At 48.2% G+C, this 11,189-nt stretch carries 7 protein-coding genes; 1 reads left to right on the forward strand and 6 read right to left on the reverse strand.

Annotated elements, in window-relative coordinates; all coding sequences use genetic code 11:
• Positions 1-9: 9 nt before the first annotated feature.
• The 3 genes from PsAD37_RS24790 to PsAD37_RS24800 are packed head-to-tail and all read right to left on the reverse strand — an operon-like array spanning position 10 to position 2,773.
• On the reverse strand, positions 10-447 hold the full coding sequence (locus PsAD37_RS24790) for a nuclear transport factor 2 family protein (protein WP_063298364.1): 438 nt from the start codon (positions 445-447) through the stop codon (positions 10-12).
• Complete coding sequence (locus tag PsAD37_RS24795) at positions 444-1,196, reverse strand: SDR family oxidoreductase (RefSeq protein ID WP_063298365.1); 753 nt, start codon at positions 1,194-1,196, stop codon at positions 444-446. Before PsAD37_RS24795 ends, PsAD37_RS24790 begins: the two co-directional genes overlap by 4 nt.
• Positions 1,197-1,240: 44 nt before the next feature.
• Positions 1,241-2,773 (reverse strand): cryptochrome/photolyase family protein, encoded by a 1,533-nt coding sequence (locus PsAD37_RS24800; RefSeq protein WP_063298366.1) that lies wholly within the window; start codon positions 2,771-2,773, stop codon positions 1,241-1,243.
• A gap of 1,367 nt (positions 2,774-4,140) precedes the next feature.
• Here PsAD37_RS24800 and PsAD37_RS24805 point away from each other — a divergent pair.
• A complete protein-coding gene (locus PsAD37_RS24805; RefSeq protein ID WP_063298367.1) occupies positions 4,141-5,121 on the forward strand; it encodes a crotonase/enoyl-CoA hydratase family protein in 981 nt (326 codons plus the stop codon).
• A 13-nt stretch (positions 5,122-5,134) separates the two neighbouring features.
• Here the strand turns inward: PsAD37_RS24805 and PsAD37_RS24810 are convergent, their stop codons facing one another.
• The 3 genes from PsAD37_RS24810 to PsAD37_RS24820 all read right to left on the reverse strand — a co-directional run bounded on the left by PsAD37_RS24810 (position 5,135) and on the right by PsAD37_RS24820 (position 11,118).
• Positions 5,135-7,738, reverse strand: a complete 2,604-nt coding sequence (locus PsAD37_RS24810; RefSeq protein WP_063298368.1) for a hybrid sensor histidine kinase/response regulator — start codon at positions 7,736-7,738, stop codon at positions 5,135-5,137.
• Complete coding sequence (locus PsAD37_RS24815) at positions 7,735-9,921, reverse strand: EAL domain-containing protein (RefSeq protein WP_063298369.1); 2,187 nt, start codon at positions 9,919-9,921, stop codon at positions 7,735-7,737. The genes PsAD37_RS24810 and PsAD37_RS24815 overlap by 4 nt, the downstream gene beginning before the upstream one ends.
• Before the next feature lie 579 nt (positions 9,922-10,500).
• Positions 10,501-11,118, reverse strand: coding sequence for an HlyD family efflux transporter periplasmic adaptor subunit (locus PsAD37_RS24820; RefSeq protein WP_275078349.1), 618 nt, complete (start codon positions 11,116-11,118; stop codon positions 10,501-10,503).
• Positions 11,119-11,189 lie beyond the last annotated feature (71 nt).

Raw genomic sequence — 11,189 nt, forward strand, 5'->3', positions numbered from 1 at the left:
ACCAATCCTTTAGATCGCAGCACGCGAAGCAATCCATCTGATCATCGCACCAACAACCGGCAGCTTGCGATAGAAATGGCGGGAAGCATCCCAATAATCATAGTGCGCACAAACTTTGGCATCCTTGTCAAAGTGCACCTCTGTCACCCCCCGCACGCTCCAGTTGCCAAGCAGTTTTTGCTTGCAGGTAAAATCCCAACGCATGAAACACAGATCACCAGACCAAGCCAGATCAAGAATCTTGAACCGTGGCTCCTGAACATCCTCATACATCTTGTGAAAGACCTTTTCGAAGTTGGTACGCCCTTTCACATCATTAAACGGATCAATGAAGTGCACATCATCACTGATGAGTTCTTGAACGTCTTCAATACGGTCCGGCGTAACTTCTTCAAAGAAAAGCGCATACTGCCTTGCAGCAGCCTCCAGATCAGCTCTCTCAGTCATCGTTTACTCATCCTTCTCGTAACCGGAAAGTAGAGAGCGTATGGCAACAAGCGCAGGATCTTCATGATAGCGGCAAGGCGGAATGGAAAGTAAATCTCAAACTTGCGCTTCTCAAGTCCCCTATAGATATCATTGGCAGCCTGCTCTGGTCCCAGAAGAAACGGCATCTCAAAGGTGTTCTTGTCAGTCATGGGGGTCTTTACGAAGCCCGGATTCACAAGTGACAGGTCAATCCCAGCCTTGTCAAAGTCAGGCTTCAGACTCTCACACAGGTTGATCAGCGCCGCTTTGGTTGGCCCATAACAGGCAGCATTGGGAAGACCGCAATACCCGCTTAATGAACTAACAATCGCGATATGCCCTGCACCTTGCTGTTTCAGCAACGGAAAGAGCCCCGCAATCACACGTACAGCACCAAAGTAATTCGTATCCATGGAAGCCACAGAATGCTCTTCACTCAACACATCTATGCCGCCGGGAAAGTACACGCCTGAGCAATACACCGTGAGGTCAGGCAGTTTGTCAGTCTGCTGAAAACGCTCCAATGCCTCAGAGACTTGCACTGCATCGGTCACATCAAGCGGCATCACGTCAACATTGCTGGCATCCTCAGCAACAGCCTGAAGCTTCTGCTCATTTCGCGCACTGACAACAACCTGCCATCCAGAACGCGCATACAACTGGGCAAGGCTTGCTCCAATGCCGGAACTCGCTCCAATAATCCAAACAAGCTTCTCATGTTCTGCCATAACGCCCTCTCTGTTTGCTCTTACGCAGCGAGGTAACTTTCAGATCACGCTTGCGTCTCATCCAACAGCCCAAGAAAACGGCGGCTATCACTTCTGATCTCGCTCTTCTTGCTGTCACTCATCTTGTCCCAGCTGCGGTAGATCATCGAGACTCTGGGATTGCCTCGGAGCTTCTCTTCATTCTGATCCAGAAAATTCCAATAAAGGTAGTTGAAGGGACAGGCTTTCTCACCCGTCTTCGTTGCGTGAGAATAAGAGCAATGCTCACAGTAGTTCGACATTCTGTTGATGTAAGCACCACTGGCTGCATATGGTTTTGAAGCGAACAGCCCACCATCCGCAAACAGGATCATTCCATTCACATTGGGCAACTCCACCCACTCATAAGCATCCGCGTAAACTGCGAGATACCACTCACTCACTTGTTTGGGAGCAAGCCCGGCAAGCAACGAGAAATTCCCGATCACCATGAGCCGCTGAATGTGATGCGCGTAAGCATTCGCTTTTGTCTCCACAATACACTGGTGAAGACAATTCATCTGCGTCTCTCCAGTCCAGTAAAACTCAGGCAAGTTTCGAGAGGCCTCAAAATAATTTAGTCCTGCGTAGTCAGGCATGGAAAGCCAATAGATCCCACGAATGAACTCTCGCCACCCCACAATCTGGCGGATGAACCCCTCAACAGAGTTCAACGGTGCAGTCCCGTCAAAATACGCCCGCTCCGCCGCACGAACACATTCGAGAGGAAGCAATAATCCACAATTGAGGTAGAAGCTGATGTGACTATGAAACATCCAGGGTTCGCCCTGAACCATAGCATCCTGATAATCACCAAACCTGCCGAGACGCTCAGCAACAAACTGATCCAGCGCCTTAAGCGCATCCTCACGGGTCACAGCAAGAGAAAACGGCTGCAAGTCACCAAAGTGCTCAGGAAACTGCTCCGCAACAAGTGCCAGAACGTCCTCTGTGATCCCGTCTGGCTCTACAGAAAAAGGAGCTGGAACATCCAACTCCTTTGGTGCGCTCTTGCGGTTGTCATGATCATAATTCCACTGTCCGCCCAGAGGTTTGTCACCCTCCATCAAGATGGCATGATCACGTCGCATCTCTCGATAAAAGTACTCCAGCCGTAAGCTCTTGCGCCCGGACGCCCACTTTTGAAAACCTTCAGCAGAGCAGAGAAAGCGGTCATCATCACGCAGCTCAACCGGCAAACCTAGTCGCTCCTGCCAGCTCTCCATGTCATGCAATAAGCGATATTCACCGGGCTTCGTTACAATGAGTTCGGTAACAGTTCCAGCCTCCCTCAATCGAAGGACTTCCCCAAACAAACAACCGGTATTCTCAGCGCTATCGTAGTTCACGTAAACAACGCGATGTCCCAGAGACCTCAACGCCTCAGCAAAGTGGCGCATCACCGAAAACAGAAACGCAATCTTCTTTTTGTGATGGCGAACATAAGTCGCTTCCTCGCGCACCTCCGCCATCACAATGACATCTTCACCCGGCTTTGCATCGCGCAGGCTGGAAAGAGACAAACTTAACTGATCCCCAAGTACCAGGCGCAAACGCATCTGCAGTTCTCCCCTCATGGCAGCCCATCAAACTCCCCAAAAGGTAGAGCGCAAGCAACAACGAAGCCATACCCAACAATTAGGTCAAACCTCCACCTGAGGCACCTCGTCTTCTAACATCCTATAGAGTTGCAGTTATGCCCTCACTATCCCCCATCAAAATCCTTGATCCGCCAGCAACTCCGTCTCCTCTCACAAACTCAGTCAAGCATTCAGGACAAGAGCATCCATCTCACTCAACACGAAGCATTGGTGCCATAGCTCCACCATGTCCATACTGCAGCAAATACGTCGCTCCATGTGACCATGCAGCAAGACGCGTGAATGGATGAAAGAGAGCGTGTTTTTCGCATTTCAACGCAGCTTTTACAAAAGCGCTCACCGTTTCTGACCGATGAACGCAAACGGTCTCAAACACATATCTCATCGACATCGCAAAGTTGGTAGGAGAAGCTCAAATCATCACAACAATGACGCTCAAGTCCGTTCTTTGTTGCTCTCAAAACGACCATTTTTTTAGCTAATCCAGACAAGTGATTTGCTGTCTAACACCTCAAAATCAGCGCAATTCGGCAGTTTTCCACGTTTTGTGCAAAAAAATCGATGCTTATGATGATAAAAGTTCATCAGGCGTATAAGTGCCATTTTTTTAGGCAAAACACTTTAGGAAGACGAGTTAAACCCGAAAATTGCAACTGCAAATCGCGATAGCAATACTCAACGGGAGCATTCCCGGAGCTCGCCCAAAAGTAACGCATAAACTATTGTATTTATTGAATTTTATATGGAGTTAGGATTTCTCACAAAGTCCATATAACGATCTTATGGTTTAAGATCACATGATAAAATACGCTGTCTCAATCAGATAAAATCACCCGCCTAACCTACAAAACAAGCAACAAGAACACTTTGGCTAGTTTTCGCAATGTATGAATTGCTAATATTTTAAATATTATACTTTGATTTAAGTAACAATTTGAGAGATCTAAAACTGATGATTATTTTTGCTTGTATAGGCGTGATCCATTTCCACTTATAACTGAATTGTTTACTACAAGCTTTAGCTTAGTTTCATATTACCTATTGGGAATCCACACTCCAACTCTTAAGTAATCATATCTATAAGCTTTAAGAGTCCAGCAGTTAATATTCATGGTTAACAATAAAGCTAAAATTTTAGTCACAATGACGCCGGGTAACTACTTCAGTCACACAGTGCAAAAACTTTTTTACTCGACATACATATTGGTATTAATATATTATTTACCATGTTTGATTGCACATAATACAGTCGAAAGCAAAAAATAGACTGATCTGGGGTGTGCCAAAACCACTGTAACGCATAGGCAAATTTTGTAGGGGCTGTGATGTCTGATCTAACGGGGCATAGATCCAACTTTCCTTCCTTAATTGGAACAACAAAGCCATCCTTAAAGTCTGGCACGCATCCAGTTGTGGATGTCGCCGCTGTTTCAATTGCACAGCAATTTGCGTCTGTTCAGTTGAATTGGGTTGATCTGGAATTCGACGAAACAACAAAAGCTCTCTGGCTTTATATGAAAAGCGAAGGGCGTCCTTGCTTTACACCTGAGTTGCTGAGTGAACTCGCACAGTCACAGGCCGTGATGAAGCGTCTTTTTGAGACTTATCAGCCAGCAGATCCGTGCCCGATCAACTTCAAGGTCGTCGCCTCTCGTATTCCAGGCGTTTACAATCTCGGCGGTGATCTTAACCTGTTCATCCAACTTATCCGCGAAAAAGACCGTGAGAAGCTTCACCAGTATGCCGTTGATTGCATTGACGTTGTTTACCGCAACGCCATCTCTTCAAACCTGCCAATCGTCACGATCGGCATGATCCAGGGTGATGCATTAGGTGGTGGATTCGAAACTGCCATCTCTTGCGATGTGATCATCGCAGAACGCCAAGCCAAATTCGGCCTGCCGGAGGTTCTGTTCAACTTGTTCCCTGGCATGGGAGCTTACAGCTTCCTGTCACGCATGGTCGATGGCCGTGTTGCAGAAAAAATGCTTATGAGTGGACGCCTCTACTCAGCTGAAGAACTTCATGAAATGGGAATTGTTCATGAAGTTGTTGAAGAAGGTGAAGCACCGTTTGCGGTTCAGCAGTACATCACCAAGAACGCACGCAAACACACCGCTCACTCTGCCATTTACCGCGCAGGCCGTACCGTTCAGCCCGTTGCTTATGAAGAACTGATTGACGTCGTCGAGATTTGGGTCGACGCCGCTCTGTCTTTGTCCGACCAGGACTTGAAAAAAATGGAGCGCCTGACAAAAGCTCAGGATCGTCTCGGTGCTCCATCTGTACGTAAACAAGCTTTCTAGAGTTGTACTGGCTCTAAGAAAATTCCAGTGTGCTCAAGCGGTTGATAGGATTACTTCCTTCCTGCTTGAGCTGCTGTAGATACCTGGTCAGGTTTTCATGATCACGCTTTACCTTGCCTGACAGCTTACGAAGCATGTCTTCACCCAGGATCGGCATTTGCGGCGCAGGCAAGTTCTCCATGTCATCACTCAGTTTCGCAACTTCCGTCGCCCCAAGGTTGACTGAAGCAGAACGAAGCGCATGCGCACTTGCCCGAAATAGCTCTGCATCCCGAGCATCAAATGCAGCTTTAATATCGCGATGCAGCTGTGTGGTGTCTTTCAGATAATCTTCAATCACAGCAATAACGAAATCCAGACCACCAAGTGTTCTCAGTTGCGACAGGCTTGCATAATCGATCCCAGAGGAAACTTCAGAGGAAAACCGAGGATGCTCGGAAATTGACGTTACCTGACTATTAGCAATTTTCTTGCGTGTGATATTTTCGTAAACACCACTTTCTGCAATCACATCATCAGCCAATGTCAGAAGCTTTTGCGGCTCGATAGGTTTGGTCGCACATGCATCAGCCCCAGCTTCCTGCGCATTTCGCGCAGCCGCGCGACTTGCATCTGCTGTGAGCGCTATGATCGGAAGGCGATCCTGTCCAAGTTCCGTAATACGATGCAACTTGATAGTTTCAATACCGTTCAGCACCGGCATATTAATATCCATGATCGCCAGATCGTAAGAGTTATCTTCCAACTCATCTAAGGCCAGTTCGCCATTGCTGACGAGCTTGCAGGTATGACCGCCCTTTTGCAGAATTTTTTCAATAACACGCTGGTTGGTCTTGTTGTCTTCAGCAACAAGAATGTTCAGCCCAATATAGCGACTGAAATAAGCCTGCAGTTCTTCCTTAAGCTCCATGCCAGATTTCGCATCTTCCGCACCTGCGGCCCTTAGAGCCCAGGCAACCGCTTGCGTGGAAACCGGAACTTTGATCGAAGAAACAATACTTGGCTGGAAAACGTCCTCGCACTCTTTTTCCGATGCAGCTGAGTAAACTGGAATCAGATTGACGTTGTGATGGTGACCAGTCGATTTGAGCGCATAGTGCAGGCTATCCGACGTCGCTGCCAGAACATCTTCCCCAACGAAGAGAACAATCTTGCTGCCATCACTGGATGTTTGCTGACGCAAAGCACTGAAGGCACTGCCAACTGTCTCAAAACACTCATGCTCGATGCCACAATCCCGCAAAGAAGCAGCGCAAACATCCCGCAGATCCTTGCGTTTGGAGACAATAGCAACAGCCCCATCTTCCACTTCAAGCCGAATTGTCTCATCACTAACAGCACGGCCAACCTTCAGCTCAATGATAAAGGTGCTGCCCTGCCCCGGCTGGCTGGTGACAAACACCTCACCGCCCATCGCACGGACAACTTCGCGCACAATGGAAAGACCAAGACCTGTCCCGCCAAATCGATCCACGATGCTGTCATCAGCCTGCGTGAAACGGTCAAAAATGCGCGACTGAGCATCTTCAGAAATGCCAATACCGGTATCTTTAACTTCCAGCTGCAATCGAATTTCGCCACCATCTGCTTCCTTGCAAACTGCGCGAATGGAAACGGAGCCTTCTTCGGTAAACTTGACAGCATTGCCGGCAATATTCAGCAAAACTTCGCGGATATGACGTGCATCGCCCACGAGGAGCGGAGGTAAGTTGCTGTCCACGTAGCGCGAAATAATCAACCCTTTACCGCGCGCTTGGCCTTGCACAATCTGTGTCACCTCACGCAGGATCGAGTTCATATCAAAGACCGTCCGACTGACGATCATTCGACCACTTTCAATCCGGCTAAAATCAAGAATGCCGTTGATCATGGAAAGGAGCGAGCTACCGGAATACTTGATGGTCTTCGCCATATCCCGCTGCTCAGCATCCAACTGCGTATCCTGGATCAGATCACCCATGCCAATGATCGCATTCAATGGTGTCCGCAACTCATGGCTGACAGCGGTGAGGAACTGGGTCTTCGCTCTATTAGCGGTTTCAGCAGCATGCTGTGCTGCGGTCATCGATCTGATGAGCTTGCTTGCATAGAGCGGCACAACAACAAGACACCCAAGCAAACCCAGACCGAGAATGAATTCACCTTGCCAGTATGGGGTCGTCAACACCACAGCGAACCCACTCACAGAGGCAATTGTCGCCAACGCCAGATAATCCAACCCAAACCGGAAACCGTTTCCGAAAATCACCCAAAGATAGATAGGGAACAGGATTGAAAGGTATTCCCCTCCCACATACAGGCCGGCAGAGACCGCCCCTACATCTAGAAAAATCGCGAGAACGCGACGAAGCGAACTGATGTTCTGCGAGTAAAGCAAATGAGCGAGCAGTGCCAGGGAGCCAAGCCCAAACGTGGTCATGATGACATTTGTCTGGAAATTCTCATGGGAACCAAAAGTGATATTGGAAGCGAGGTAAGGCGTGATCAGCAAGGTGAACATAAAACGGTTCAGAGACATCTCGCCTTCACCGCCACCCAACTGAATAATACGCTTATATAGATCCTTTAATCCGCTCAACGGGAGCAGCTGCAGCTTCGTTTTTCTGTTGTCGTTCATAGTTCAAACTCCGCCCCAGCCAACGCTCTTTGCTGCCCGTTTCCTTGCAAGTTCGCCGCTTGCTCTTCCAGGAGACGTAAAAAATCCTCAGCAGGTACAGGCTTGCCAAACAGATAACCCTGCGCCATTTCACAGCCGGCATCTGTGAGATATTCAGCCTGTTCCCGGGTCTCGACACCTTCTGCAATGATGGAGAGATCGAGGCTCTTACCCAAACCAACAATAGCCTTAATGATGACCGTGTTGTTCGGATCCGTCATCATATCGCGCGTGAAGCACCGATCAATTTTCAGGCAATCAACGGAGTATCTGCTCAGATATGCGAGGGAGGAATAACCCGTCCCAAAGTCATCAATCGAAATCGCAATTCCCATCTCGCGGATTTCGCGCAAGTCGCGGACGGTTGCTTCTGAGCCATGCAAAACGATGTTCTCTGTGATCTCAATCTCAAGTTTATCAGGCGGCAAACTGCAGGAAACCAAAGCATCTTTCAAAAGCTGTGGCACGTTCTGCTTACGGAATTGTGTTGGTGAAATGTTCACGGCAATCCGAGGCGTTGCCACCCCTAAGTCGAGCCACTTCTTTGCCTGCTGACAAGCAGCAAAAATCACCCACTCGCCGATTGGCAGAATAAGCCCAACCTCTTCAGCTGTTCCCAAAAAGACGTTGGGAGCAACCACACCATAATCTGGTCGGTTCCATCTCAGTAGAGCTTCAGCGCCAACAATCTCTTGGGTCCGCAAATCAATCTGAGGCTGATAAAACAGTTCCAGCTGGTTATGTTCAATAGCGTTTCGCAGCTCAGCTTCCAACGCGACTGTTTCTTTGACATGGTGATCCATCTTCGTCGAAAACAGATGGAACGTATTTCCGCCATCAGCCTTGGATTGGTACATGGCCATATCAGCACAGCGCAGCAACTCTTCGCTGTTAAGGCCATCCTCCGGGTATTTGGTAATCCCAACGCTGGCACTCGTCTGAAGTTCCCGCCCACTGATATGGAACGGCTCTTCAACCACGCTCACCAAATGTTGGGCAAAACTCAAAGCCTCTTCTGAGCTCTTCAAATCCGTTTGAAGAATAGCAAACTCATCACCACCCAATCGCGCAACCAGGTCTGAACCATCTACACAGCGCAATAAACGCTCTGCGAGCACCTCCAGGAGGCGATCACCAGTACGATGACCCAAGGCATCATTGATAGATTTAAAGCGATCCAGATCGATGAAATGCAGCGCAAAGCTACGACCGCTGTTTCGGCACTGGAAAATCTCTTCATCAATGCGCTCACCAAGCATGGTTCTGTTTGGCAAACCCGTCAACGCATCATGGTGCGCAATATGAAGCAAATGCGCTTCTGCACGTTTGCGATCAGAGATATTGGTCGCGGTCGTCACAACATGCGTTGTGTTCCCATCAACGTCCAGCAGAGGGCTTTTTGTAACGATGAAGTGAAAAATATCACCAGCATGGTTTCGCTGTTCAATTTCATAGGGCGGCAAGGCTCTGCCCGTAATGAAAACCTTACGGTCCAAACGACGATTTCTCTCACGGGTAAACTTATCAAACTTGCCGTAGGTATCTTCACCAACAAGATCTGCCGTGGTCGAGTCCAAAAAGCGCGCCCAAGCCGCATTCGAGAACGCACATAGCCCATCTCGTGTGCTGGTCGTGATCATAGCCGGAACACTATCGATCACCTGCGCCAGCTGTTCACGAGAATCTCGGAGAGCTTCCTTGCTCTGCTGCTCTACGTTGACCAGTTCCTGTTCAAGAAAGCGAGCATGACGTTTAACCGCATTTTGCTCTTCTCGCAGAGCAAGTAGGTTTCTGGCTCGACTAACGAACTCATTGTGGTCAACCGGACTTTGCAGGAAATCAGTTGCGCCCGCCTCCAGCGCACGAATTCTAAATGAGCGATCCGTAAAGACGGTGATGACAACAATCGGCACATCGCTGCAATGCTCAAGCGCACGCACCTTTTGCGTTAGATCTGCACCATCCATTTCCGGCATGCTGTAGTCGGTAATAATCAAGTCGGGGACGCTGCTCTCCATATATTCGAGAGCATCAACCGGCGAAGCAAAACAGTGTACTTTGACAGATGCATCTACAGCGAGAGCAAGCTTTTCAAAAATGCTTCTATTAATTGCCCTGTCATCGACAATAACGATTGTTGTCATGCAGCTACCACCACGAGCCTAACTGCCGAAGGCAACAAACACCCGCAGCAGTTGAACAAATTCACCCCATGGTTATCTTCGCTTAAGGAGACAGTGTTAAGAAATGCCAAATAGTTATCATTAAATGCCTAGTATCAAACTTGTGGTTCTATATACCTATCGACATACATCAGTCGTCCACTGCCAGTGCACAGACGCTTTAGTTTCCTTCATCAACAAAATAAAGCTAACGTAAGCGGCAGTTTGCGGGGATTTCGAAGATAAATCAAAGGGCTTCTCAATTAGTTACTGAAACATTGAGAACACAATAAAAAATTTTATTCAAATTGCACTAAACAATTGTGAATATAGATCTATATACACTCACATTAAGCTAGTGCATCTGACAATTAAACAAATAAGAGTGCAGTAACAAAAGTGAGTCTCATGAAGAAAGCAGGTATCGCCCCACTATTCTCCTTTGAACCATTCTTAGTCGAGACAGTTCAGTATTGAACTTTCTACCAAGAAGTATAGCACTGCACAAAGCCCATATCATTGAACCATCTTAACGCAACAAGCCATTAAGAACGGCTGGTATCAAGGCTCCCTGAAGGCCCTCGACATGCTGTCACGAACAGGCTCCATGAGATAATCGAAGAAGGTTCTGTCTCTCGTTGTGATGTACACCTCCGCAGGCATACCTGGAGTTGCTTTGAAGTTTAGATATGCAGGAATTTTCTCACGATCCAACTTCACACGCGCCTTATATACATCAGCAGAAACGCTCATCGGATCCTCGCTTCGCAACGCATCCGCTGAAACATAAACAACCTTGGCATCCAACATAGGTGTAATACGCTGGTTCAAAGCCGTCAGGCGAACCATTGCCTTCTGCCCTTCTTTCACGTTGTCAATCTCAGTGGTCTGGATTGATGCTTCAATAATAAGCTCATCCTGAAGAGGTAGGATTTCCATTAGATCCTTACCACTCTCAACCACACCACCTGCCGTGTGATAACGCATCCGAACCACAATCCCACGCACAGGCGCCACGATCTCAACGCGTTGCAAAACATCTTGCGCTGCACGTATTTGCTCACTCACATCATCCAGGTCAGCATTAACAACTTGGAGCTCCCCGACAGCGGTTTGCGAGGCTTTGAGCCTCCCCCTTTGAAGTGGTCCACGCCTATAGTTAGGAAACCGGAGGACCATAGATGGCTATCAAGCGCCCCAAACCTGAAGATATTGTTGTGAAGTTACGGCAGGTTGAAGTTCTGATGGGG

Origin of the sequence: Pseudovibrio sp. Ad37, assembly GCF_001623075.1 — a bacterium.
Lineage (GTDB): Bacteria > Pseudomonadota > Alphaproteobacteria > Rhizobiales > Stappiaceae > Pseudovibrio.

Excerpts from the sequence above, each read along its gene's own strand:
- PsAD37_RS24815 (WP_063298369.1), bottom strand. The coding sequence starts at position 9,921 with ATGACAACAATCGTTATTGTCGATGACAGGGCAATTAATAGAAGCATT.
- PsAD37_RS24805 (WP_063298367.1), top strand. The coding sequence starts at position 4,141 with ATGTCTGATCTAACGGGGCATAGATCCAACTTTCCTTCCTTAATTGGA.
- PsAD37_RS24820 (WP_275078349.1), bottom strand. The coding sequence starts at position 11,118 with ATGGTCCTCCGGTTTCCTAACTATAGGCGTGGACCACTTCAAAGGGGG.
- PsAD37_RS24810 (WP_063298368.1), bottom strand. The coding sequence starts at position 7,738 with ATGAACGACAACAGAAAAACGAAGCTGCAGCTGCTCCCGTTGAGCGGA.
- PsAD37_RS24795 (WP_063298365.1), bottom strand. The coding sequence starts at position 1,196 with ATGGCAGAACATGAGAAGCTTGTTTGGATTATTGGAGCGAGTTCCGGC.
- PsAD37_RS24800 (WP_063298366.1), bottom strand. The coding sequence starts at position 2,773 with ATGCGTTTGCGCCTGGTACTTGGGGATCAGTTAAGTTTGTCTCTTTCC.
- PsAD37_RS24790 (WP_063298364.1), bottom strand. The coding sequence starts at position 447 with ATGACTGAGAGAGCTGATCTGGAGGCTGCTGCAAGGCAGTATGCGCTT.